The sequence below is a fragment of the Vibrio sp. R11-SG3-ISO3-SZ genome (assembly GCF_059834345.1).
In genome coordinates this window covers 47,016-70,577 of record NZ_JCBDGX010000003.1, presented here as the reverse complement: position 1 = coordinate 70,577, position 23,562 = coordinate 47,016, and the positions used below count along the sequence as shown (strand labels likewise).

Sequence of the window (23,562 nt, the reverse complement as noted above, 5' to 3'; positions counted from 1 at the left end):
TTCTATGTAAGCTTTCGTTACTAAATTCAATTGCGGAGGAAAAAAGTGAAGAGTAAAACAAGAAAAGTTCTGGTCGCAGGAGCAACTGGATACCTCGGCCATCATATTGTTAACGAATTAATAAACTCAGGTGAAGACGTTTTTGCTTTAGCAAGAAATGCTGAAAAGCTAAGGCAAACAGGGCTTAGTGATACACAAATTAAAATAGCGGAGGTTACTAGCCCTGAGAGCCTAAAGGGGTGTTGTGAAAACGTAGATATTGTTATTTCATGTGTTGGTATCACAAGGCAAAAAGATGGCTTCAATTACATGGATGTCGATTATCAAGGCAACTGCAACTTACTAGAAGAAGCGCTGCGGGCCGGAGTAGAGAAATTTATCTATATTTCGGCATTCAAAGCGCCAGAGTACCGATATGTTCGTTTGCTCAATGCCAAAGAGACGTTTGCTGACAAGTTGCTCTCCACAAAACATTTAATCCCGTGTGTGATAAGACCGAACGGATTTTTTTCTGATCTGGAAGCGTATTACAAAATGGCACAATCGGGTCGAGCGTATGTATTTGGAGTCGGAGAAACGAAACTAAACCCTATCCATGGTGAAGATCTTGCGGATTTTTGCGTAAAAGCCATCGACAGGAATGATCGTGAGTTAAGTGTAGGCGGGCCCGAGATGTTATCTATAGGCCAGATAGCAGAGTTAGCATTTGAATCTCAGAACCGAAGCGTAAAAGTGACAAACTTGCCAGACTGGGTACGAAGAACAGCTTTGTTTATTGCGACTTCTCTACCTGAGCGCATAGGAGGAGCCGCAGAGTTTTTTCTTACTGTCAGTGCAAGAGATATGATAGCCCCCCCGCATGGGGATAGAAAACTGGCCGACCACTTTCGAAAACTCTACCTCTTAGATCAGTGATATCAACAACGACACAAGACAATGCAGGCAACAAGATGAACTACTTAAAATTGAACAAAAAGGCATGGGACTCCAGAACTGAAGTCCACATAAAGTCAAAATTTTACGATGTTGAGTCATTCAAAAGAGGAAAATGTTCGCTCAACCCACTCGAGCTCACTTTGCTGGGAGATATAAAAGGCAAGTCGCTCCTCCATCTTCAGTGTCATTTTGGTCAGGATACTTTGTCCTTAGCTCGTTTGGGAGCCGAAGTGACAGGTGTGGATCTTTCCAGTAAAGCAATAGCCACTGCGAACCAGTTGAAAACATCGTTGGGGTTAGAAGCGACCTTTATTGAGAGTGATGTGGTGCAGTTCGGCGACACCAACGACAAGCAATTTGACATCGTATTTACGTCATACGGTGTACTTTGCTGGTTGTCTGATTTGTCTAATTGGGCTAAGACCATAGCCAGATCACTAAACACTGGAGGTCAATTCCACCTGGTCGAGTTTCATTCGTTCAACGATTTGCTAAATGGATATTCCTACTTTCCAAAAAATACACCTGATATTGATGAAGAGGGCACATACACTGAAAACTGCGATGGTACGACATCAACTATGGCGACGTGGTCCCACTCGCTTAGTGAGGTTGTCAGCGCTCTATTAGCAGAAGGGTTAACCATTGAAGGACTCACTGAATCTCCCTATAGCCCTTATGACTGTTTTGATGGACTAGAATATGTTCCTGGCGCCGGGTATCAGATGCTGCACAAAAATCAACAAGTACCTCTTATTTATTCTATTTCTGCCCGTAAAAACTTTTAGTATGCAGTTGTTGTCATCGCCGTGAAAGGGAAGCCGTTGTAGCCATCGATCTTTTCATCATCATTTAATACCCAAGAAACAATATGAGAAGCTATCAGTAGCTCAGGCAGCGCGACTTTCGTAACGGGACAAGTATTTTGTCCCATATCTCGAGCACTTCATCTCTAAATGCTCCTTGCCCAATACGTGCGTTGGTTCTTTGTCTAACAGCCTGTTGGACATTCGATGAAGCAGGCAATTTCCTAATTGTGCAGCAGTTGTTGCACAAATAGATCTCATGCTGGTTTCATGCGCTCTAAGCACGTCTTATTACAAAAATAGCAAGCGTTTACCAGCAAGTTATCGACTAAGCGTTTGCGTGAAAACTGATCTCGTTGAGGCCGAAGACATTGGGGTACGGTTGCTGTGAAATCACAGCAGTTACAATACGAGTTAGAGTCTCGAGCGAAGATATCTGCCTCTTATGTGCCGTAATGAAATCTCAGTTGCGCTATCAGAATTGTTTCATCTTGATACCGATAAATAATTCGATGTTCATCGTTGATGCGGCGAGACCAATAACCGGATAAGCCATGCTTTAGTGGCTCAGGTTTACCAATACCGTCATATGGTTCACGCTGTATATCTTTGATGAGGATATTGATTCGCTTGAGAATTTTTTTGTCGGTCTTTTGCCAATACAAATAATCTTCCCAAGCATTGGTTGAGAAAGTTAACTTCATTCGAGCAACTCTCTTTCTTGTCCTTTACCAGACTCTAGTTCTGCGACGGACTCGAGTAATCGGCGAGCGTTGGTAGGGGCACGCAAGAGGTATGTCGTTTCTTGCATTGCTTCGTAGTCCTCTAATGAAATCATCACTACAGGTGCTTCGCTCTTGCGTGTGATGATGACAGGGGCATGGTCATTGCAGACTTTTTGCATTGTAGATGCAAGATTTGCTCTGGCTGCTGTGTAGCTAATGGCGTCCATTTATCACTCCAAACTGCTCATGTACGTAATTAGGTACACATTGTGGCGACACATAACAAATTGCTCAAGTAGGCAGCTAACCTTTGGTGGTTTTGGTTTGGTGGTTATTGATGTGTATAAGTAACACCTTTGATCATCGCGAGCCTAGAAAAGAAGAAAGCGTAGGTGTAGCGGCGATTTACTACGCTTTTATAAATAAATGCGATACTTGATCTGCATCATATATCAATCGCTTATGTGTAACGTAACATCACTGCCTTAAATCAACGGATATACAAAGCACCGAACGATATAATAATAAGTTCCGAAGAAGCAGAGAGACCGGTTAATAGTGAACGACAGACAGCTCAACAAGGACTATCCAGAGTCAGCAAACTTAATATCAACCACCGACCCTAAAAGCTACATAACTTATGCGAACGAGGAGTTTTGCGCTATAGCTGGATATGATGAAAAGGAGCTGATTGCCAAACCTCACAATATGGTACGCCACAAAGACATGCCAAAAGCGGCATTTAGGCAAATGTGGGACTATCTTCAATCTGGAAAAAGCTGGATGGGATTAGTTAAAAATCAATGTAAGGGAGAAAAACACTATTGGGTATCTGCTTTTGTTACCCCTATTACAGGTGTAGATGGTTCTACGATAGAGTATCAATCTGTTCGGACTAAGCCAACCGACTCGCAGATTGACCGAGCAAGCAAACTCTATAAAAAAATGAGTTCTGTTGACACATGCAGAGCTAAGCCTCGAGTTGCGTTTCACAGTATTGCAGCGATCTTTAGCACCATTCTCGCTACTATTTCTATAGCATCAGCGATGACTCAACCGACTATCCCTGCTGTTGCGATAGCGCTTATCAGCACTCTTTTAATGTTGTTGATGTTTATACAGAGACGCCGCTTTGAAATTGCTAAAGACTTAGCAAAATCAATCTATGATAACCCTTTGATGGAAAAGCTATACACAAATCACTTTGATGATTATTCGCGCCTTGAATTAGCATTAATGATGAAAAGTACTGAACTTCGCGCGGTCTGTGCCAGAGCAACAGAAACTTCAGGTCATATCCTGCTATCTGCTGAAGATGAGTTCGGCACCATTCAAGCCATGGGGCAAAGCCTCGATCGCCAGTGCAATGAAACTGAACAAGTAGCTGCTGCTATTGCAGAGCTCAGCTACTCGATTGAAGATGTGGCTAGGTCAGCGGCCAATTCATCCAAACTAGCCGAGGAAGCAGACAAAAAGTCAAACGAAGGACTTAGAAGTATCAAGAATACCATTACTGAGATCAACTCCTTAACCCATGAACTTACCCATACCCGTTCTATTATCACTCGACTAGCACAAGACAGCCAACAGATTGAAACGATTCTTGATCTAATCACAACTATTGCAGATCAAACCAATCTTCTTGCTCTAAATGCCGCAATTGAGGCTGCCCGTGCTGGTGACGCTGGCCGTAGTTTCGCCGTTGTTGCAGGTGAGGTACGGAACCTAGCTTCAAAAACAGCTGCCTCTGCGAATGAAATTCACTCTATGATTGCTCAGCTTCAGCGAACAGCAAACAGTGCCGTTAGTTCAATGACGAAAGGAGGTGAGTTATCTATTCGATGCAATATGCGAGCGAATGAGACTGGTAATATTCTGCAAGCTATTTCCGATAAGCTGAGCATGGTTACGGACAGTAGTATACAAATCGCTACAGCGATTGACCAACAAGCGACAGTAACTCAGGAAGTAAATCGTAATGTTTCAAACATCAAAGCACTAGCGAACGAAACTTCGACTACCTCTCAAACATCAATCGAACGTACGAGCGTATTGGTTGAACGAATCGAAGCATTACAACGTTTGATGAAACAATTTCAGTGATACAACGTCGTACGGCTAATGCCTTCTTCATTTAATAAGCCGAAGATACGAACCTGCACTATGTCGGAATGACGAGAGCTGAGTTATGCTGCGTTTTTATTCGTGCATCATCGTTTAAAAACGCAAAAGGAAACGATGTCGATTCAAGGCCTTCTTATTTTCTAGGTTTACCTGAAGTGCCCCTTTGCTTGTTATCAGCACAATGATGGGGGGCCGCCCGCTAAAGCCGAGAATCGGCCTAACAAAGTGTCCGGATTTAGTTGACCACTACAGTCCAACGTTTTACTTCTGGTTCGTTACTCATAATGATTCCTAATATCATGTCCAATTCTTCTCTGGGTCATTACACGTATTGGTTGAACTCATACAAATATGTTAGCCCTTTCATGTAAGCACATTACTAGTATTGCGAAAAGTAAGTCAAATGGCGCTTAGGTGAAGTGTGTGTTCATTCGCTCGAAAATTGCAATGGGGCCAGAAGTGCTCATAGTGATTTTTTCAACAGGCTGTGCAAAATTAGCAAGCGTTCACCAGCAAATTATTGACTAAGCGTTTGCGTGAAAACTGATCTCGTTGAGGCCGAAGACATTGGGGTACGGTTACTGTGAAATCACAGCAGTTACAATACGAGTTAGAGTCTCGAGCGAAGATATCTGCCTCTTATGTGCCGTAATGAAATCTCAGTTGTGCTATCAGAATTGTTTCATCTTGATACCGATAAATAATTCGATGTTCATCGTTGATGCGGCGAGACCAATAACCGGATAAGCCATGCTTTAGTGGCTCAGGTTTACCGATACCGTCATATGGTTCACGTTGTATATCTTTGATGAGGATATTAATTCGCTTGAGAATTTTTTTGTCGGTCTTTTGCCAATACAAATAATCTTCCCAAGCATTGGTTGAGAAAGTTAACTTCATTCGAGCAACTCTCTTTCTTGTCCTTTACCAGATTCTAGTTCTGCGACGGATTCGAGTAATCGGCGAGCGTTGGTAGGGGCACGCAAGAGGTATGTCGTTTCTTGCATTGCTTCGTAGTCCTCTAATGAAATCATCACTACAGGTGCTTCGCTCTTGCGTGTGATGATGACAGGGGCATGGTCATTGCAGACTTTTTGCATTGTAGATGCAAGGTTTGCTCTGGCTGCTGTGTAACTAATGGCGTCCATTTATCGCTCCAAACTGTTCATGTACGTAATTAGGTACATATTGTGGCGGCACATAACAAATTGCTCAAGTAGGCAGCTAACCTTTGGCAGTTTTGGTTTGGTGGTTATTGACATCCTGCTCGGATAAACATAGACAAATGTGTTCATGCGACTAATTTGCACTCCGTTAATGTCTCGTTTCCGAGCGTGTAACTAGAGCCTAAGTCGGTCAGTTCGTGCTTTCAAAATTTCACGTACCTTTTTATAAAGTGTGAAAAGACTTATATCAGTGTCTTCATTTCTTGCAAGCACGTTTCTCGCGGCATTGTACTCACTCGTTTGCTGATAATGCTGTCTGAACCGTACTTCTTCATCCAGTTGTAGAGGCTATTGGTGGAGACCCCAAGGAGCTTTGACACGCTTGCTACAGTGCAGTCTTGTTCGGTGACTTGCTTAACGGCTTGGATTTTAAATTTATCGGTCAACTGCTTGTTCATTTGTCCTCCTGTGGACTACTAATAGTAAATCAAATTAGTGGCTACAGGAGGCTGGCCGATTCAGAGTGACTTACCCGAGTAACTATTACGGGAGTTGGATCTGGTTCCAGATTGGTGTGTTTTCAGGCTTTTCTGTCTTGTTATGCAATTTCACAGGATTGCGCAACCTCACTCAAGTGAAGTTAATTTTCGCTAAGCTCGCCAAGTTGCTCATGGACTGACTCAATAGCCCTCAGCCTTTCAATTATAGATTCATTTGCTGATAGTACCTGGTTGATCAGGAGGTTTAGGGTGCTCATTACACTACTGTAGGAATCAAAGCTTGATGTGCTGTACACGTTACACTCAATTTTCCACTTTACCCGCTTTTCGAGAGCGGCAGCAGTAGGGTCAGCTATTAACAGCGTTGAGGCTCCACATTTATTCGCTAGATCGATGATATCACTAAGAATACGGGTTCTTCTTCGAAAGCCAAATACGATCAATAAATCTTCACTACTGAGATCAAATAGCTCTTCAGCAATGGTTTGATGGGAGCTAGGATGAATCGTAACGCCATCTCTAAGAAGAGATAGTTGCCGTTGAAAATACTCAGCGAAAAAGTGGTTGTTTCTATAACCCACCAACATTACACGCTTATGGTTAACAATCGCGTTTACTATTGAACGCAGGGTTGCCCCTTCAATACCTTCTAAAGAACGCTGTATGTTGGTCTGTTCCCGGTTTATATGATCAGAGATAACCTGGCTAGTACTGGAGTTGCTTTTAGCCGGCGGGGTGTTGGTCTGGTAAAGAGGAGTGCCCCACTTTTTGGCTTCCCTGGCCTGCCGTTTTGCATCATTAAAGTCTTTATAGCCTAGTCGGCTGAAGAAACGAGATGCAGCCGCTCTTGATGTTTCAGCCAGTTCACACAGCTCTGTTGCAGAATAGTCTGTAATGTGCCCAGGGAAAGTTAGGAGAAAATCGGCAAGTAGCTTTTCTGAAGGCGGCATACTTTCATAATGCTCCCGAATTCTGGCATCAAGTAGGTTCTGCTCGTTTATCTTGTTCATGATATCCCCTGTCATATCGAAAATAAATTTTCAGAATGCATGTTATATGAAAAATAATTTTCAAAAAACCCTTGACCGACTGAAAATCAAATTTTAATATTTTGAAAGTTGATATTGCATTTTCAGTGGCTAACTTAAAAGGAAAGGAAATGACCCGAACAGATGTCGTTCTCACATCGGTAGAAGTAGGTAGATTCGGCGTGTTTGTGCAGAATGTTTCTGGCCGGCTGAACCGTATTGTAGAAGTTACCTGTGCGCTTTTAGTTGGGCTGATGGTTTTGGTTGTATGGCTGGGGATTGTCGACAGGTACTTTGTCGGTGCCAATATCACCTGGACAGAAGAGTTTGCCAGATATGTGATGATTTGGTCGGCGCTCCTTGCTGTGTCATGTGGTGCAAGAAAGAGGGAGCATATTGGTTTTAACTTGTTGGTTGATAAGTTACCAGAAAGGTTAAGACAGCTGCTTGCCATTGTTGTTGACATTATCTCAATCCTCTTTTTTGTTTATCTGGTGGTTTATGGATTGAGAATGACGATCGATGGCGCCCACCAGTACGCCAATATATTTGGCATAACCATGATGATTCCTTTTGCTGCGGTACCGGTGTCCGCTTTCCTAACAGTGATTCAGATTCTGTTTACTTCTCCTCTGTTATCCCTGTTTCCTAAATACCTGCCTGTGGGGAACAACAAATGATCCTGACCGTTACTGTTTGCTTTTTTCTATTGATGCTTTTAGGTATGCCCATTGGATATGTGTTAGGTATCGCCGGCGTTGTCGGCTTATACAATATTGGGGGCGACTATATGATGGTGATGGGCGCCAAACGTTTCTTCGAGGGTTTGGACCTGTTCACTTTCATGGCGATGCCGTTCTTTATTCTGGCCGGGGAGATTATGAACCGCTCGGGTATTACGGTGCGTTTAATCCAGTTTGCTGAGGCTTTGGTGGGCTATTTCCGCGGAGGGTTAGCCCAGTCGAACATGCTTGCATCGGTGATGTTTGCCGGTATGACCGGAGCTGCTGTGTCTGATGCCGCTGCCTTTGGTAATACACTTGTTCCAGCTATGGTGAAAAAGGGCTATACCCGTCCATTTGCTTGTGCTGTAACGGCGGCTGGCTCAATCATCGGACCAACGATACCACCTTCAAACCTTATGGTGATATATGGTTCGTTAATGGGTGTTTCGATCTCAGGTTTGTTTGCCGCAGGGATCATTCCCGGGATCCTGATTGCCGTAACCTGTATGGCGTTAATAGCAGCATTTGGTCGCAGGTGGATGCTGCCGGCCGGTGAAAATAAGCCCAGTTTACTGTTTATACTGAAAACATTCCGTTCAAGCTTGCTCGCTATATTTATGCCTGTATTCATCTTGGGCAGTATCCTTGTCGGCATAGTAACCCCAACGGAAGCTGCCGCTGCAGCTGTGTTCTACGCGCTGTTTATTGGTACAGTTATTTATCGCTGTATTAGCCTTAATGACATCTTAGAGATGCTTATCCGCACCGCAAAGATCACTGGTGTTGTGTTCCTGATTATTGCATCGGCGTCCATTGTTGGATGGTGGATGACATTCAACCAGATCCCACAAATGATTGCAGAAAGCTTTCTAGGTTTTTCCCAAGATCCTGCGATTATCACCTTGATGATACTACTGCTGCTGATTGGTATTGGGATGTTTATGGATATTAACGCGGTGTTGATTATCCTGGCTCCTGTTCTTGTTCCGCTTACCAATGCAATCGGTATGGACCCTATTCATGCCGGCATCATGATTATTCTAGCTCTTAACATTTCTCTGATGACCCCGCCAGTGGGCGCTTGCTTATTCGTGCTTTCTTCTGTGACAGGAGAGAAAGTAGAAAAAATCACCTATTCACTGTGGCCATTCCTGCTAATCCAGTTCGCTGTTTTAGTACTTATTGCGTTTTGGAGTGACCTTACATTGTTTATACCTCGTCAGTTCGGATTCTAAGGGAGACATCCATGAAATTAATTAAACGGACATTAAAAACTGCGGCACTTAGCCTGATTGCAACTAGCTGTATTATCAGCCCCGTTATGGCTGCAAAAACGTTGAAACTGCACCACCTGAACAATAATGACCCATTCGACAACCCAACAGGTGCGATGGCTACAGTATTCAAGAGCCTCGTTGAATCCGGTACCAATGGTGAGGTGCAGGTGCAACTATTCCCAAACTCACAGCTTGGTAAAGACAGTGAAGTTATCTTCCAGGTAAAAGCTGGCGTAATTCAGTCTGGTATTCATTCTGTTGGTGGTCTGGCAGCTGCCTATCCGCTGATCGGTGTGCTTGATGTTCCATTTGCATATCCAAACATCAGTACCACATATAAGGTATTCGATGGCGAGTTCGGTAAAAAACTTGGGGCAGATATTCAGGATAAAGCGGGCCTGCAGGTGCTTGGTTTTGGTGATTCTGGCGGCTTCTTTGCGTTAACGAACTCTAAGAAAGAGATTCACTCTCCTGAGGATATGAAAGGACTGAAAATCCGCACCATGGGACTGGAGTCTCACAAAGCAGTTATCCAATCCCTGGGTGGCCAGCCTGCAGCTATTGCATGGTCTGAGGTTTACACGGCATTGCAGACCGGCGTAGCGGATGGACAGATGAACCCAGTGCCGATTATCTCATTTGCGAAATTTGCTGAAGTACAGGAATACCTTACCCTGACTGGTCATCTATTTACCCCTTATGTGTGGACTATCAACCCGGACTTCTACGCCTCGCTAAGTGAAGAAGAGAAGAGCGTTGTTAACTATGCAGCCCGTTCAGCTATTGTTGCTGGTCGAGGTATAGCCCGAGCTATCGAAGCCTCCGACAGAGGCCTAGAGCTGCTTAAGAAAACGATGAAGGTGTATACACCTACAGCAGCAGAGCGCCAGGCATTTAAAGATATGTCCCAGCCGGTAGTGAAGAAGGTGATTACAGAGAAATACGGCAGTGAAGGTGAGGAAATGATGAACGCATTCCTTGCTGCAATTGAAGAATCTTAATCATTTTTATGGGGTGGTATCTACCGCCCCTTCGGAGATAACAATATATGAATTATTCTATCACTCCTGGATTTCGGTTGGTCGGTAACCCTTCCTGCAATGCTCCGAAAGCTCTGGGTGACCAGCACCAAAAAATACTCAACCCAGCTGGTTTCAAGGCTGCGTTTAATGATATCTCGCAGTGGCCAGGCTATACACCAACAGTGCTGGAGACGTTAGACAATGCAGCCAAAGCGATCAATGTCGCGGGTATTTTCTATAAAAATGAATCCACCCGGTTTGGATTAGGCAGCTTTAAGGCACTTGGCGGTGCTTATGCTGTAGCAAATCTGCTCAAACGAATTGTACAGTCGTCGGGGGGAGGGGATGACGTTAGTGATCAGGATTTACGTTCTGGGAAATATCGCAAAGTTATTGAAAATGTCACCATTACCTGTGCCACTGATGGTAACCATGGACGTTCTGTCGCCTGGGGATGTCAGCAGTATGGTTGCCAATGCGTTATCTATATCCACGAAACTGTGAGTGTAGGAAGGAAGAAGGCGATTGAAGCTTATGGTGCCAGTGTTATCCGCGTCCCAGGTAATTATGATGATGCCGTGCGTCAGGCCGACCTAGATGCTAAAGAACTCGGCAGATATGTGGTTTCTGATACTTCCTATGAAGGCTATATGGATGTGCCTAGGGACGTGATGCAGGGTTACACCGTGATGGCTGATGAGGCTTTCTCGCAGATGCCGGAAGGTACCGTTCCAAGTCATATTTTTGTCCAGGGTGGCGTAGGCGGCCTCGCTGCAGCCGTCGTTGCACAGGCATGGCAACGTTATGGCGCGCAGCGCCCTATTTGTGTTGTGGTGGAGCCAGAAAAAGCCGACTGTCTGTTCAAAAGTGCCAAAGCTGGACGTCCGGTAGCGGTGGATGGAGAGCTGGATACATTAATGGCTGGCTTGGCGTGTGGCGAAGTGTCGCTGCTGGCTTGGGATATCCTTTCCGTAGGTGCAAGCCACTTTATGACGGTAACTGATGAGTCTGCTATTGACTGTATGCGCTTGTTGGCCGGCAGCGATTTATGCTCCACTCATACGATTATCGCGGGTGAATCGGCAGTGGCGGGGCTCAGTGGATTGCTACTGGCGGCTGGCGATAACGAGGCTAGGGCGGCATTAAGGCTGGATGAGAACAGTAACGTTCTACTCATCGGAAGCGAAGGCGCAACGGATCCACAGCTATACAAAGAGTTAGTCACAGATTTTATGGAAAGTGGAGAGGTGGTTTGATGGCCGAGGAAAGCACAGCGCCTCTATCTGTCAACGCCGAGCGCTTACTGGGCCGTCTGGAAATGCTTGGCGAAATTGGAGCTCTGGATGGCGGTGGGGTATCACGGTTGGCTCTTACCGATTCGGACAAGATGGGGCGTGATCTAGTGGTAAGCTGGATGAAAGAGCTGGGTCTCGACATTGCAATCGATCCTATAGGCAATGTTGTCGCTACCCTTAAAGGCCAGGCCGAAAAGCCCGCCGTGATGATGGGCTCGCATATCGATACGGTAACGACTGCCGGCCTATTTGACGGTAACCTTGGTGTTCTGGCTGGAATAGAGGTAATAGAAACTATTATTGACTCCGGTATTAAACCGGTTTTTCCGCTGTGTGTAGCGTTTTTTACCAATGAAGAAGGCTCACGATTTGCGCCAGATATGATGGGCAGTGCGGTTTTTACCAAGAGCTTGCCACTTGAAACCGCCCTTGCGACTATAGGTATTGACGGGGTGAGTGTCGGTGAGGAGTTGTCACGTATCGGCTACCAGGGGGTAGATACATTTCCGTGTGTTAAGGATGCCGTCGCTGCTTACATTGAACTGCATGTTGAACAAGGCCCTGTCCTGGATGAGGAAGCGTTAGATATTGGCGTTGTAGAGGGTGTGCAGGGAATATCCTGGTCTGAATATACTTTTCATGGCACCTCTAACCATGCCGGTACGACGCCGATGTCATACCGCCATGATGCGGGGCTAGCGGCTGCAAGCGTCATATCCTATGTCCATCAGTTATCCGGATCCATGTCTCCTAATCAACTGGCGACGGTGGGCTCTGTAGAATTTAGGCCAAACTTAGTTAATGTTATCCCAAATTACGCCAGATTCACGGTTGATCTGAGAAACAGTGATGAGCTAGAGCTGCAATGTGCTGAAGCAAAGCTTGAAGCCTTCATCGCTTCCCTGGCGGATAGGCATGGCATCCGCGTTGAGAAAAAGATACTTGCCCGTTTTGCTCCTGTTGTCTTTGACACTGAGATGATCGGACATATTGAACGTCACGCGCAAAACAGTGGCATGTCGACAAAGCGCATGTTTTCCGGTGCAGGGCACGATGCGCAGATGTTTGCGCCCCTTTGTCCAACGGCGATGATATTTGTCCCAAGCCAGGATGGTATCAGCCATAACATCCATGAATACACCCACCCAGATCAGGTGGCTAATGGAGCAAATGTATTGCTCAAGACCATATTAGAACTTTGCATGTGAAAAAGGAGTTGTTTACATGTCTAGAATACTCACGGTTGGAGTAGCCCAACTGGGGCCTATCACCCGCAATGAAACCAAAAGTGAAGTTGTTACTCGCCTTATCCGTTTGCTTACACAAGCCCACCGGAAAGGGTGTACATTTGTTGCTTTTCCTGAACTTGCTTTAACCACTTTTTTCCCGCGCTGGTTCTTTGAAGACGAAGGTGAGCTTGCCCAGTTTTACGAAAAGGAGATGCCGAATGATGATACCAAGCCGTTGTTTGATAAAGCGGCTGAATTAGGGATCGGCTTTTATTTGGGCTATGCAGAGATAGTTCTGGACGGGAAAGGTCCCAGTCAACGCTTTAATACTTCTATCTTGGTGGATGACAAAGGAATGATTGTCGGCAAGTACCGTAAGATCCACCTGCCGGGCCATCATGATAATGAATCGTGGCGTCCTTTTCAGCATCTGGAGAAGCGTTATTTTGAGCGCGGCGACCTTGGCTTCGGTACCTGGGACTTTATGGGGGGTAAGGTAGGTATGGCGCTGTGTAATGATCGCCGCTGGCCGGAAACCTACCGGGTTATGGCTCTCAAGGGGGCTGAGATGATTGTTCTGGGTTACAACACTCCTATGCATTACCCACCCGTTCCGCAACATGACCATCTGCAGGGTTTCCATAATCATGTCGTTATGCAGTCAGCGGCGTACCAGAACGGTTGCTGGGTCATTGCCTGTGCCAAAGCGGGCAATGAAGAGGGCTGTGAACTGTTAGGCCAGAGCTGTATTATCGCGCCAACAGGAGAAATCGTTGCCCTGGCATCAACGGTGGATGATGAGCTGATTGTTGCTGATTGTGACTTCGAGCGTACCCGGGAAATCAAAGAGCATATCTTCAATTTTGATTTACACCGTAGCCCAGAGGAGTATGAAATAATCAGTAGGGCTGTCGGAGAAAAGTAGTAGCGATATCCCAGTATAAGGAAATGTGCATGAAAGGGTTGAGTATTTATCGGCATTCTGGCTTTTTCACTTACCCATAGCCCAAAAACAAACACTCGAAAATGGCAATACCCCCTCCTACTTATGAACCAAAGTAGGAGGGGGTAGTCAGATACTATTGTCTAGCAACTTCCACCAACGGCATCTTACCCTTAAGTGCCTATTGCCATTTTGGGTGAGATAAGGAACATCATCCTGTAGTGGTTGGGAGTCTTTAAATGGAAAAGCTATCTATGAACAAGAAACGGCAGTCAGAAAAAGAACTAGTCGCGGGGATGACATCCTATACTGCACATGCTGATGAGCTGGCTGCGGCAAAATTGGATGAAATGGGCATTGAACCCTGTGAAAGTGATTACAAAGCCGCATTGAAGCGAATTGAATCTCTGTTTGATGTAGCCGAACCAGGCACTCCCGAAGGTGACGAACTTGAAAGACTAGCTGCATTGGTTGAAGAGTATGAGGAAAGACACTTCCCTATTTGAAAACTGCAACGCATTTTTGCCCCATTATCAGTTTCGCCCAACAAAACCCAGCTCGTAGACAATCGAAGTTTGGCCAAATTCTGTTCATGTGACCGTGGCTATATTTATGTATGATAAGTGAGTTTTTATATTGAGGTGGTGAAGTCGCTTACGGACAAGAGCGCCTTAGTGCGACTGCTCTAAAACACTTTTTCCCCATAACTTGTTGTATCGGCAATTGAGCGAATAATAGTATTCTGATTTTGATATTCTGTGACACGATTTAGGAGATATGCGCCTCAACATATTTATGGGATCTGACAGATGAAAAGTGCAGTGCTATGCTTGAATAATTTATCACACAGAGATCCAAATATGAAGATGCGCTTATTGTTGACACTGCTGCTTTTCAATCAGATGGCTTACAGTACCGAATACAAAGTCGTCGGTGATAACTTAGATAACTTCGGAGTTGGTGACATACAGATTGGTAAGCCGTTACCCAATCACTACTTTGATAAGGAGAGTCGCCATATGGATGGCATCGCTTTCATTATTGGAGAACAATTTTGTACCAACCCATTTAAAGACCGCATTAACAATCAAAATAAGGCAGAGGTAACCGCGGTCACGAATTGGTTAAGACTCACTCAGAAACAGGGGTATAATCATTCCTACGAGGTTGATAAGTCCGTCCCTTTTAAAGAACCTTTGTACAAAAGAATGCTGATTCAAGAATCTTTTCTTAACCATAATGTAAGGCATATTGAGGTTTATTATCATGACACCACAAAAGCCGTGATAGGCTTATCCGCTACCGTACAATATTCCTACTCGGTAGATGACGTCAGTCAAGCTTTAGTTAAGAGATTCGGCAACCCCAAACAGACCCTACAAACAAAGAGAAATAAAAGTTTCTATTTTTATGATTTCCCATCTTTCTCTACTCAAAAGGACAAGATTGAGAAAGGCAATAGACCCATCGTATTTCCAATGTACTGGGATCAAAAGTCGGACAAAGTCGACCGTAATTTTCTCATATCGTTGTATAGAAATGACGACTCCATCACCTCAGTTCAGTATTGGGCATTTCATGGCGTGAAGGAGGTTTACAACGTTTCAGAGGCGAATATCGCCTTATGCAAATCAAGGCTTGAAAACATCGTGGGTCAATCGGTTGGGTTAGAGCTGTAACCCCTTAGAGCCTGAGAGATTTCTACTTCTTGGCACCTAAATTTTACCACAGCCATCGCTTTGAAACCTCCTATAGCTAAGTTCAGTTCCTTGATTCTAAATGAGTAAGCTTCTTGATCTGCTCCAGCCAACTGGACGCTTCACTAAGCGATTTGCTCACCAAAAGTTATCCGTGTGTATCTAACTTGAATTATTAACCTAAGAAACTTTTGTCCAACTCTGTGCTGCCTGGGTAGGTCGAAGTAACGCAGATCTGCCCCTTTATCAGCTAGGTAAATACTCTCCAAAATCCTATCGATACAAATTTACCCTATCTAAAGTTATCCGAGTGATTTTAGGAGTCAGCCTAAGTATAAAGAAATTTAAGATTGATTCAAAACGCTCGGCACCATTACTTCAAGTTGAATGGGTAAAAGTTATATATATCATAACATTATGGCATGAGTGTTGCCTTGTTGTTGTTTTTACCATCTTGAGAACTCAATAATGAAGGTATATGAGAAAACCATACTCGCAACACTGATATGTGCACCATTAATGGTGAACGCTGCACCTTTACTGATCAAAGATGCCTCTTTGGTTATCACGATGCAATCGACAGATAAAGACCTGACAGGAAGACTCTATGAGCAGGACATTCTGATAGATGACGGTCAAATCGTCGCTATTGGAGAAAATCTGTCTAATCAAAATGCAAAAGTCATTGATGCCAGTGGAAAAATAGTGATGCCAGGGCTTATCGATGTCCATAACCATTTATGGCAATCTACCATCAGAGGATGTGGTATAGACAAAAATGTGAAAGATTGGTTGCCTCCTTGTGTCTATAACATCTCGTTTAATTACCAGCAAGCGTATGATGCTGTGACTTTGAGTACTTTAGATCTTATTAACACTGGCGTAACGACAGTGGTTGATTGGTCACATGCTTACAGTGCCAAGTTTGTTGAGGGCAATGTACAGGCATTGCAGGATTCGGGGATGCGCTATGTCTATACCTACAACCTGAACCCACTGACTAACGCTCATGCTAAAGTGACGAAAGCACAGATTGACAAAGATGTACTTGGTACATTACATCTGGCTTCGCACCCAGCCGTTTTTATGCAGGACCAAGTGCAGAATGCGGTAGATATGGCGAAGGAAATGAAGACCACACTCAACTTACATTATGCCGAAAATAAGAAAGATCGCTTAGATGAGCAGACAGAGACTATACGCAATACCAGCGCAACGGATGTGCGGTTAGTTCTTAATCATGTTGTTGATGTCAATGATGATGAAATTGACATGATGGCGAAAAGTCGGGCTAAGGTAACTTACAATGCATTGAGTAACATGCGATTAGCCTCGGGCGTCGCGCCTGTTGAAAAAATGTACAAGGCGGGGATTGATATTGGCATGGGGTTAGATGGTGGGACATCTGATAACTCAAACTACTTCGCACTGATGAAAGCCGCTATCGGTCTGCAGCGTGCCTATCATCAAGATCCATCGGTGTTCCCGACAGTCGAGGATGTGCTGTATCTTTCAACGATGGGTGGCGCTAAAGTCATTGGAATGGAAGACATGATTGGATCGTTGACGGTAGGGAAAAGGGCTGATTTGATCATCATTGACCCAGCCACGACCAATATGGGGGTTAACCATGATGAATTAGCACAGATTGCATTCAATGCTGAGCCAGTCAATGTTGAGTATGTTGTAGTTGAAGGTCAGATCCTCAAGGATAAAGGGAAGCTACCAATTAGCGATACGGAATTTCACGATCTCTTAGAGCGTAACGAGAAAACGGTCCAGTTACTGAAAACGGGTCGTAACAGCAATAAAAGTTAACAGATAGTTGCTCTGCAAAAAGCGGTTCAGTTGTTGAATCGCTTTTGCCCCAAAACGCGTTTCGAGTATGTGTCCACGCACTTCAATAAGCTGAATTTGACTTAGTTTCTCTTATGCGAGTACAGTTTGTAAGCGGCTGAAGTTTTTAATAACCCAACAATAGAGGTAATGATGGAAAGCTCCGACTGGATAGCCTTACTAGCAGTATTTATCGCATTGTGTTCAGCATGGTTTACCTACAAAACTTGGAGAGAGTCCAAACGAGCAAACATTATTAATGAGATTGCTGTACATCAAAAAGACTATGACCATTTCGTTGAACGTTATCGTGATGAGTTCACTAATTTCGACAATAATAAAGGCTTAGGTGAGAGCTATGCTGAGGCATGTCGAAAGTCAGCGGCTGATTACCAGCAAGGCTACCGCCATGCAGAAGATAAAATGAAAGAGCTTAGAGCCATGCTTTGAAGTACAAAGTTGCCCAAAGTGGGTATCTCTAATGTTTGTTACAAATCAAGGCAATGGGATGATGATACTTTTTATCATAATGGTGACGGCCAACTGTATAATGTAGTGCTCAGATAATCCACGTAGCAATAGTTAAAAAATGAGAATCTATAAAACACTCTTACTTGCACTCATACTTGCACTTACTGGTTGCGCTTCAGGATCTGCAATATTAGTAGATGAAGCAAGAGAGCCTATCGCGCCAGAAAAAGTACGTCTCTATCTCCAAACGCCAGAGTCATATGAGACAATCGCCTTGGTAAATGCTTCAAGTGACGCTGGTTTTACAAAGCAGGATTCAATTGACTATGCAATTGAGGAGCTGAAAAAACAGGCTGCGAAACTTGGAGCAAATGGGGTCTTACTAGGTGCGACTGGTAGCAATAACTCAGTAATGATAGGTGGACAAGGTACCGACTATCAGTACTTGATACCAATCTCTGAACAAACTGTTAGTGGTCAAGCGATTTACGTTGAAAAGCAATAAATCAACCCACTCAGAACCCCATAGCCAGCGTATTTTACGTTGGCCTTTTATCCTTTTTCGTGGTGAGGGGTAAATGTACCAGAGCTTATTGCTCTCTAACTCATAAGCATTATTTAATAGTTTCAACCTCGGGCGTCGTAACAAGCCTTTGCCCCAAAACGTTTCAGGAGCCACTGTAAAATCCATAGGATGAGCTAATGAGCAACTACCGAGGAATCCTCAGTAGTTGCAGAATTTGCAACAACTCCTACATGTCCCCAATTGTCCACCAGGCTGTTGGACAAAGATCTAGTATCCAATTGTGCAAGAGGGTCTTGCACAATTGCGAATCCATCTGTTTCGTGAATTACTTGTGCCCCATTCCTTGCCAGTAGCGTTCAGCCTCACAAATCACTGTTAGGTGGTTTGACCTACATTTTCTTGTCTGTGTAATGTCTAGTTAGCTAAGGTCTTACCACACAGCACCCCAGAGTTTGGAACACCTATAGTCAATCGCTTTTATATCTCGATTTATGTAGAATAATTTCATACCTTTAGGGAGTGATGATGAATCAAACGCAAGCGAAACAAGTCAAGGATGTTTTAGACAGATTAAGCAAACTAGAGCTTTCAGAAAAGCTAGCAGAAGCTTATCCAAACGTAGCTGATACTGACCAAGCAGTTATCGGTGAACTGTCTATAAACGAGTTTGTAGGTGCTATAGAACGTATCTTAGTTGCTTTTGAACATGCTGATATAAACGGTCAGCTAAAGTTCATGCCGTTTACTTGTAATTTTCAAAATGACTTTGGCAACGGCAACTTGACTCAAGATCTTGCTAACTTGGTTAATCAGATTAACGGTAAAAAGTTTCCTTCTGCTGTACCGAGTATCAATAGGTTGCTTCATTACTTAACTTTGAACGGTTTATATGTTCGTTCATCTGACTTCTATAGTCCGTTAGACCTAGAGGCAGAACAGAATCAAATCGATTCATTAAGAAACTATTTGTCTAGTGTTTCTGGACATCTTAAGCATTCACTAGACGGTATCGAAGAAACGAAAGCTAAGTTAGATAACTTAACCAAGTCTAAATCAGCCGAACTAAACGAGATTACAAGTCTGTTAGAAGCGGCTAGACAGCAAGAATCTGAAATCAACAATATTAACAATAAAGGTTTGCAGATAATCACCCGTGCCGAAGATGGGGTAAAAAGTAATGAGCAAACCAAGCTAGACCTTGACCGACGGATAAGGGAAGCACAGAACTTTCTAAAAGAAAGAGAAGAGAAGCTAGACGAGTTTATAGCCGAACAAGATAAGCGATTCGAAGAAGCGTTTTCTAATACGGAACATCAAAGAGCAGAGTTTGCGAAACATGACTCTGAAATGATGCTTGCTCTAGCCGATATAGAACAAAGACATAAGAGCTACGAAGAGCGAAGCGAGTACCTAAATGATCTGATAGGTCGAGAAGTAGGTGCTTCTTTGTTCGAGACTTTTAAAGCACGTAAAAAAGAACTGAATAGGACTATTTTGATTTGGGGTGGTCTAGTTCCTGTAGCTGCGAGTCTTACTATTTGGTGGATAACTTCTATCTTTAATGGAACGTCTTTAGCTGAACTGACTTGGCAAAGCTTCGCTGTAAACTCATTAAAAATTATCCCTGCTTTGGCGTTTATGTGGTTTGTTATCTCGCAGTATTCGAAAGAAAGAAACTTCCAAGAGGAGTATGCTTTCAAGTCTGCTGTAGCACTGACTGTGAACTCTTACGCAGAACAGTTGAACACTGATGAGAACAAAGACAAGTTGATCATGGAGTCAGTAGACAAGATCTACAGAACACCTATAGATAAGAAGCTTGAACATGCTTTATCTGCTAATACTGTTAAGGAACACACGAGCTTACTAAAGCAAATTGTTAGTGACGTTAAGTCTATGAACCCTTTGTCTAAGTAAGTGATTCGATATGACCTTTCCCCGAGATTAGTACCATCACCTCGATGAAGTTTCTTATCTTCACGCCGCTTGATTGGCATACTCAACTGGCGTCATGTAATTGAGAGAGCTATGAGGCCGAACGTGGTTGTAATGCTCTCTCCATAGATTTATTTCGTAACGTGCCTCATCCAGAGTTCTGAACCAGTGTTGATTGAGACATTCATTTCTGAATTTGCCATTTAAGCTCTCCACAAAAGCGTTTTGAGTTGGTTTACCAGGCTGGATAAAGGCAAGTGTTACCGAGGTGGTCTTAGCCCAAAAGAACATAGCCTTACTGGTGAACTCTGTGCCGTTATCGCAAACAATATTGTTAGGCTTACTGCGCACCTCGATCAGTTGAGTCAAAAATCGAGCAACCTGCTGACCACTGATTGATACGGACACCAGTTGTCCAATGATCTCTCGTGAAAAGTCATCAACGATATTGAGTACGCGAAAACGTCTTCCATTACTCAACTGATCAGATACAAAATCCATCGACCAGCGTTGATTAGCTCGGGTAGGGAGATCCATAACCAATCGAGGGCGATGTAGCTTTTTGCGCTTCTTCGTTCTGACTTGAAGCCTTTCTTCCGTGTATAGACGATAGGTGCGCTTCTTATTCACAACTAGACCTTCCGCTTTTAGTAAGCCATGGAGCATTAGGTAGCCGTAGCGAGAATATTGTGCCGCTAGCTCTTTCAAGCGTTCGCGTAACCCAATATCTGACGGGGTTTTAGGGCAGTATCGAAACGCCGTTCGACTCAAACACGCAAGCTTACAGGCCACTCTCTCACTCAGTCGATGAGTATCAATGAGATATCGGACAACAAGCTTTCGAGAAGATGGCGTTACCACTTTTTTGAGACAACGTCCTTCATCGCTTCAACTTCGAGCAGTTTCTCAGCCAACAATTTCTTGAGCTTATTATTCTCAGACTCGAGTTCCTTGAGCCTTTTTGCTTCGTTCACTTCAAGCCCAGCGTATTTGCTGCGCCAGTTGTAAAACGTGCCAGATGATATTCCCATGTCACGACAAATGTCGTCCACCTTAGCGCCAGCCTCGTGCTGCTTTATCGCCTTAATGATTTGTTCTTCCGTGTATCGTTTTTTCATTTTGAGATCTCCACTGTTTCTAGTGTATTAGAAATCTCATCAAAGTCATGGTGTTAATTTAGGGGGAAAGGTCAAATATACCAGAATGTTAAATATGCCATTGACAGAAGAGGAAAGTGAAGCGCTATCAAAACTTGGTGGTTACGGTATGGACGATACGTATCGTGGCTAAACTTAGATGGGACGGAAACGTCTCCTCTTTTTATTAGTCAGAGTGTCTTGCTCGGGGACAAAAGCGCCTTGGCGCTATGGGTCTAGAACACTGTGGTCGAAACCTGAAGATTTGGCTATGTTTATCCCTGCTGGCAAGCCAAGCGGAAAGACATCCCCCGCAAATTGTAAGCTTAAGCTCTAAGATCAGAAATAGCCGCTAAATCTTGCGGCTATCTACTAAGTATTAGTCCTTAGACTCCATCTTCTCTACATATATGTAGCAAGACGCATCTAAAGCTCATTGCCCAACGTCTTTAACTTTTCTTCAGTTAACTTTTCAAATCTTTTTCTTTTTGTTTCAGCACAGTAGTTGACCATCTCATCAAAATAAGTAACTTGTTTCTTTAAGTTTTGAAACGCAACTATTGCTAAGTGAACTTTACCAGTTCCTTTACTGGTACTTAATTGTGCATATAACAAAGGCGTTTCAGGTATATCAGGTTGATTTTTTATTTTTTTCCAAAGTGTATAGAACCGTGAAGAAGTTAAATTAACGTTAGGGTAATACCGGAGTGGACTGTCACCATTAGCAAAAAGTGTCTTCAAAGAAGAGGGGGAATGCTTTCCATACGCTACATAATGTACCTCACCGAGGTCATTTTTTTCTGATTCATGTATGATGCGCTCACCGTACTTCTGATCCATATTTTCCAAAATTTCACTATCGCTAGTAGTCACATATTCCTTATAAAAGCTTATCGATACAATAGTGTCATTAATTGCCATAGCATTGCTGTTAGCGATATGATGGTCTTTTGTATTGGCAGAAAGTAGAATGGGTGCAGTTTGCCATAATTCCTCTCTTTTCCAATTTGGTGATATCGCTCCTACCCTATTCATTTCTCTCCAAGCTTCGAGTGTAGCTGGGTTCCCATTTAAGCATTCACTACTTAGTTCGCTTAACGTTTCGTTGACGGTCGCCAATCTAGATGATAATGGTGTGAGGTCTCCGTCAATTTTATCACCCAACTTCGCTTCTCCAACTTGAAAAGTCTCGACTGAATTACCTGAAAACTTTCCATCGAATTCATACTTCCACCATTGTGCTTGAACAGAGAACGCAACTGTCGTTGCAACTATATATAAACCCCAATATTTACGCATATTAACCTCATTTAATAACTATGATACTTTGAAAGATAGATACGAACTCTAGATTTGTATAGAGTTCCGAAAGTACTAATAGGTAAATCTTAAATTTGCGACAGTGAGCGCATTACGCGAGTTGAATCATGAATTACTAACTAGGAAATGGGGCAGAACAGAGTTAGCGACGAAAAATAGCTCCAATACTGGATATTATCGAGTTATGAACGTCAGGCAATGCTTAACCTTTGGGTAATTATGTGTATTCTAAATCGCGAATACTCTCCCTTCCTACATAGCATCAAATAATCAAAGTGGTTAGCCAAGCTACCTTATCCATTACAATTAGTTGAATCCATTAACTTGCCATCCATTTTTTTCTGAATGCTCTAGCATTACCGCGTTGTTCCACCCTTTTTTGAAACCAGTTGAAGCCCCGCTTTGATAGATGTAATTTATTGAGTACATCAGGATAGCACGGTTAGGTTGTTCTTTTACTTCAGTGATTTCGTATTCACACCTTACAATCGGGTCTGCTTTTTGCTGCTCTGAACTAGTAATATTGTTAACCCTTGCAAAGATGACTGAGCCAAATGTTTGAGTTGAGTATTTTTTCGTACCTTCACCGTCGAAAGAGCAATATTCGTCTAGAAATTTCTTCCCAACATCTAGAGGTGTGGAACCACCACACGCGCTAAGAATAAGACAAAATGTGGTCGCTAAAAATATTTTAAGTTTCATAGATCTGTATCCAAAATTTATAGGGGTTTAAATCGTAAGCTATTTCTAGCTTATTGTTTGATATAGATTGCAAATAAAGCTCTCTGAAGTGCATAGCTCTCAAAGCAAACATAGTTACTCAGTAGGCATTCCTTCTCTGTCGTAGAAAAAACGGGTAGCTGGC

The 23,562-nt window shown here is 43.5% G+C and carries 23 protein-coding genes and 1 pseudogene; 15 read left to right on the top strand and 9 right to left on the bottom strand.

Going from position 1 to position 23,562, the window contains the following annotated elements:
* Positions 1-45: 45 nt before the first annotated feature.
* Both AC6R1O_RS00610 and AC6R1O_RS00605 read left to right on the top strand, forming a co-directional pair.
* Positions 46-915, top strand: coding sequence for an SDR family oxidoreductase (locus tag AC6R1O_RS00610; protein ID WP_500656305.1), 870 nt, complete (start codon positions 46-48; stop codon positions 913-915).
* Positions 916-950: 35 nt separating this feature from the next.
* A complete protein-coding gene (locus tag AC6R1O_RS00605; protein ID WP_500656304.1) occupies positions 951-1,724 on the top strand; it encodes a class I SAM-dependent methyltransferase in 774 nt (257 codons plus the stop codon).
* 461 nt (positions 1,725-2,185) lie between these two features.
* Here AC6R1O_RS00605 and AC6R1O_RS00600 read toward each other — a convergent pair whose 3' ends face one another.
* Positions 2,186-2,446 (bottom strand): Txe/YoeB family addiction module toxin, encoded by a 261-nt coding sequence (locus AC6R1O_RS00600; protein ID WP_500627388.1) that lies wholly within the window; start codon positions 2,444-2,446, stop codon positions 2,186-2,188.
* Positions 2,443-2,694 carry a type II toxin-antitoxin system Phd/YefM family antitoxin gene (locus AC6R1O_RS00595; protein WP_486018677.1) on the bottom strand — a complete coding sequence of 84 codons (252 nt, stop codon included), beginning with the start codon at positions 2,692-2,694 and terminating at the stop codon, positions 2,443-2,445. The genes AC6R1O_RS00600 and AC6R1O_RS00595 overlap by 4 nt, the downstream gene beginning before the upstream one ends.
* Positions 2,695-3,025: 331 nt before the next feature.
* On the opposite strand from AC6R1O_RS00595, the gene AC6R1O_RS00590 reads away from it, so the two are divergent.
* A complete protein-coding gene (locus tag AC6R1O_RS00590; protein WP_500656303.1) occupies positions 3,026-4,570 on the top strand; it encodes a methyl-accepting chemotaxis protein in 1,545 nt (514 codons plus the stop codon).
* Positions 4,571-5,230: 660 nt separating this feature from the next.
* Here AC6R1O_RS00590 and AC6R1O_RS00585 read toward each other — a convergent pair.
* From AC6R1O_RS00585 to AC6R1O_RS00570, 4 genes and pseudogenes are all read right to left on the bottom strand, one after another.
* Positions 5,231-5,491: a Txe/YoeB family addiction module toxin gene (locus AC6R1O_RS00585; protein ID WP_500627388.1), complete on the bottom strand. Its 261-nt coding sequence runs from the start codon at positions 5,489-5,491 to the stop codon at positions 5,231-5,233.
* The gene (locus tag AC6R1O_RS00580; protein WP_486018677.1) at positions 5,488-5,739 is read right to left on the bottom strand and encodes a type II toxin-antitoxin system Phd/YefM family antitoxin; all 252 of its coding nucleotides are present in this window, start codon (positions 5,737-5,739) and stop codon (positions 5,488-5,490) included. The genes AC6R1O_RS00585 and AC6R1O_RS00580 overlap by 4 nt, the downstream gene beginning before the upstream one ends.
* Before the next feature lie 341 nt (positions 5,740-6,080).
* Positions 6,081-6,215: pseudogene (locus AC6R1O_RS00575) on the bottom strand (transposase); the annotation flags it as partial.
* A gap of 182 nt (positions 6,216-6,397) precedes the next feature.
* Positions 6,398-7,267, bottom strand: coding sequence for a MurR/RpiR family transcriptional regulator (locus AC6R1O_RS00570; RefSeq protein WP_500656302.1), 870 nt, complete (start codon positions 7,265-7,267; stop codon positions 6,398-6,400).
* A gap of 149 nt (positions 7,268-7,416) precedes the next feature.
* Between AC6R1O_RS00570 and AC6R1O_RS00565 the strand changes: the two genes are divergently transcribed.
* The 12 genes from AC6R1O_RS00565 to AC6R1O_RS00510 all read left to right on the top strand — a co-directional run bounded on the left by AC6R1O_RS00565 (position 7,417) and on the right by AC6R1O_RS00510 (position 20,223).
* Complete coding sequence (locus AC6R1O_RS00565) at positions 7,417-7,965, top strand: TRAP transporter small permease (RefSeq protein ID WP_500656301.1); 549 nt, start codon at positions 7,417-7,419, stop codon at positions 7,963-7,965.
* Positions 7,962-9,245 (top strand): TRAP transporter large permease, encoded by a 1,284-nt coding sequence (locus AC6R1O_RS00560; protein ID WP_500656300.1) that lies wholly within the window; start codon positions 7,962-7,964, stop codon positions 9,243-9,245. Before AC6R1O_RS00565 ends, AC6R1O_RS00560 begins: the two co-directional genes overlap by 4 nt.
* 11 nt (positions 9,246-9,256) lie before the next feature.
* Positions 9,257-10,288, top strand: coding sequence for a TRAP transporter substrate-binding protein (locus AC6R1O_RS00555; protein WP_500656299.1), 1,032 nt, complete (start codon positions 9,257-9,259; stop codon positions 10,286-10,288).
* 47 nt (positions 10,289-10,335) lie between these two features.
* Entirely contained in the window at positions 10,336-11,565 is a 1,230-nt protein-coding gene (locus tag AC6R1O_RS00550) for a diaminopropionate ammonia-lyase (RefSeq protein WP_500656298.1), read from the top strand.
* A complete protein-coding gene (locus AC6R1O_RS00545) occupies positions 11,565-12,812 on the top strand; it encodes a Zn-dependent hydrolase (RefSeq protein WP_500656297.1) in 1,248 nt (415 codons plus the stop codon). Before AC6R1O_RS00550 ends, AC6R1O_RS00545 begins: the two co-directional genes overlap by 1 nt.
* A 16-nt stretch (positions 12,813-12,828) precedes the next feature.
* A complete protein-coding gene (locus tag AC6R1O_RS00540; RefSeq protein WP_500656296.1) occupies positions 12,829-13,758 on the top strand; it encodes an N-carbamoyl-D-amino-acid hydrolase in 930 nt (309 codons plus the stop codon).
* Positions 13,759-14,030: 272 nt separating this feature from the next.
* Positions 14,031-14,282 carry a hypothetical protein gene (locus tag AC6R1O_RS00535; protein WP_500656332.1) on the top strand — a complete coding sequence of 84 codons (252 nt, stop codon included), beginning with the start codon at positions 14,031-14,033 and terminating at the stop codon, positions 14,280-14,282.
* Between the two features lie 303 nt (positions 14,283-14,585).
* Complete coding sequence (locus AC6R1O_RS00530) at positions 14,586-15,455, top strand: hypothetical protein (protein WP_500656295.1); 870 nt, start codon at positions 14,586-14,588, stop codon at positions 15,453-15,455.
* A gap of 486 nt (positions 15,456-15,941) precedes the next feature.
* Entirely contained in the window at positions 15,942-17,291 is a 1,350-nt protein-coding gene (locus tag AC6R1O_RS00525) for an amidohydrolase family protein (protein WP_500656294.1), read from the top strand.
* Positions 17,292-17,459: 168 nt separating this feature from the next.
* On the top strand, positions 17,460-17,759 hold the full coding sequence (locus AC6R1O_RS00520; RefSeq protein ID WP_229653066.1) for a hypothetical protein: 300 nt from the start codon (positions 17,460-17,462) through the stop codon (positions 17,757-17,759).
* Between the two features lie 139 nt (positions 17,760-17,898).
* On the top strand, positions 17,899-18,285 hold the full coding sequence (locus AC6R1O_RS00515; protein WP_500656293.1) for a hypothetical protein: 387 nt from the start codon (positions 17,899-17,901) through the stop codon (positions 18,283-18,285).
* 543 nt (positions 18,286-18,828) lie between these two features.
* A complete protein-coding gene (locus AC6R1O_RS00510; protein WP_500656292.1) occupies positions 18,829-20,223 on the top strand; it encodes a hypothetical protein in 1,395 nt (464 codons plus the stop codon).
* 60 nt (positions 20,224-20,283) lie between these two features.
* Here the strand turns inward: AC6R1O_RS00510 and AC6R1O_RS00505 are convergent.
* The 3 genes from AC6R1O_RS00505 to AC6R1O_RS00495 all read right to left on the bottom strand — a co-directional run bounded on the left by AC6R1O_RS00505 (position 20,284) and on the right by AC6R1O_RS00495 (position 23,399).
* Positions 20,284-21,359 (bottom strand): IS3 family transposase gene (locus tag AC6R1O_RS00505; RefSeq protein ID WP_500656291.1). Its coding sequence is split into 2 segments (ribosomal slippage): positions 20,284-21,110 and positions 21,110-21,359, totalling 1,077 coding nucleotides; the frame shifts between segments, so codons are not numbered across the junction.
* 444 nt (positions 21,360-21,803) lie between these two features.
* Positions 21,804-22,676, bottom strand: coding sequence for a hypothetical protein (locus tag AC6R1O_RS00500; RefSeq protein ID WP_500656290.1), 873 nt, complete (start codon positions 22,674-22,676; stop codon positions 21,804-21,806).
* 327 nt (positions 22,677-23,003) lie between these two features.
* Entirely contained in the window at positions 23,004-23,399 is a 396-nt protein-coding gene (locus AC6R1O_RS00495; protein ID WP_500656289.1) for a hypothetical protein, read from the bottom strand.
* Positions 23,400-23,562 lie beyond the last annotated feature (163 nt).

What these genes read in the sequence shown, in the direction of transcription:
- AC6R1O_RS00555 (WP_500656299.1), top strand. Translation starts at nt 9,257, where the DNA reads ATGAAATTAATTAAACGGACATTAAAAACTGCGGCACTTAGCCTGATT.
- AC6R1O_RS00500 (WP_500656290.1), bottom strand. Translation starts at nt 22,676, where the DNA reads ATGCGTAAATATTGGGGTTTATATATAGTTGCAACGACAGTTGCGTTC.
- AC6R1O_RS00595 (WP_486018677.1), bottom strand. Translation starts at nt 2,694, where the DNA reads ATGGACGCCATTAGCTACACAGCAGCCAGAGCAAATCTTGCATCTACA.
- AC6R1O_RS00560 (WP_500656300.1), top strand. Translation starts at nt 7,962, where the DNA reads ATGATCCTGACCGTTACTGTTTGCTTTTTTCTATTGATGCTTTTAGGT.
- AC6R1O_RS00585 (WP_500627388.1), bottom strand. Translation starts at nt 5,491, where the DNA reads ATGAAGTTAACTTTCTCAACCAATGCTTGGGAAGATTATTTGTATTGG.
- AC6R1O_RS00600 (WP_500627388.1), bottom strand. Translation starts at nt 2,446, where the DNA reads ATGAAGTTAACTTTCTCAACCAATGCTTGGGAAGATTATTTGTATTGG.
- AC6R1O_RS00495 (WP_500656289.1), bottom strand. Translation starts at nt 23,399, where the DNA reads ATGAAACTTAAAATATTTTTAGCGACCACATTTTGTCTTATTCTTAGC.
- AC6R1O_RS00580 (WP_486018677.1), bottom strand. Translation starts at nt 5,739, where the DNA reads ATGGACGCCATTAGTTACACAGCAGCCAGAGCAAACCTTGCATCTACA.
- AC6R1O_RS00515 (WP_500656293.1), top strand. Translation starts at nt 17,899, where the DNA reads ATGAGAATCTATAAAACACTCTTACTTGCACTCATACTTGCACTTACT.
- AC6R1O_RS00535 (WP_500656332.1), top strand. Translation starts at nt 14,031, where the DNA reads ATGAACAAGAAACGGCAGTCAGAAAAAGAACTAGTCGCGGGGATGACA.
- AC6R1O_RS00605 (WP_500656304.1), top strand. Translation starts at nt 951, where the DNA reads ATGAACTACTTAAAATTGAACAAAAAGGCATGGGACTCCAGAACTGAA.
- AC6R1O_RS00540 (WP_500656296.1), top strand. Translation starts at nt 12,829, where the DNA reads ATGTCTAGAATACTCACGGTTGGAGTAGCCCAACTGGGGCCTATCACC.
- AC6R1O_RS00530 (WP_500656295.1), top strand. Translation starts at nt 14,586, where the DNA reads ATGAAAAGTGCAGTGCTATGCTTGAATAATTTATCACACAGAGATCCA.
- AC6R1O_RS00520 (WP_229653066.1), top strand. Translation starts at nt 17,460, where the DNA reads ATGATGGAAAGCTCCGACTGGATAGCCTTACTAGCAGTATTTATCGCA.
- AC6R1O_RS00550 (WP_500656298.1), top strand. Translation starts at nt 10,336, where the DNA reads ATGAATTATTCTATCACTCCTGGATTTCGGTTGGTCGGTAACCCTTCC.
- AC6R1O_RS00510 (WP_500656292.1), top strand. Translation starts at nt 18,829, where the DNA reads ATGATGAATCAAACGCAAGCGAAACAAGTCAAGGATGTTTTAGACAGA.
- AC6R1O_RS00545 (WP_500656297.1), top strand. Translation starts at nt 11,565, where the DNA reads ATGGCCGAGGAAAGCACAGCGCCTCTATCTGTCAACGCCGAGCGCTTA.
- AC6R1O_RS00570 (WP_500656302.1), bottom strand. Translation starts at nt 7,267, where the DNA reads ATGAACAAGATAAACGAGCAGAACCTACTTGATGCCAGAATTCGGGAG.
- AC6R1O_RS00565 (WP_500656301.1), top strand. Translation starts at nt 7,417, where the DNA reads ATGACCCGAACAGATGTCGTTCTCACATCGGTAGAAGTAGGTAGATTC.
- AC6R1O_RS00525 (WP_500656294.1), top strand. Translation starts at nt 15,942, where the DNA reads ATGAAGGTATATGAGAAAACCATACTCGCAACACTGATATGTGCACCA.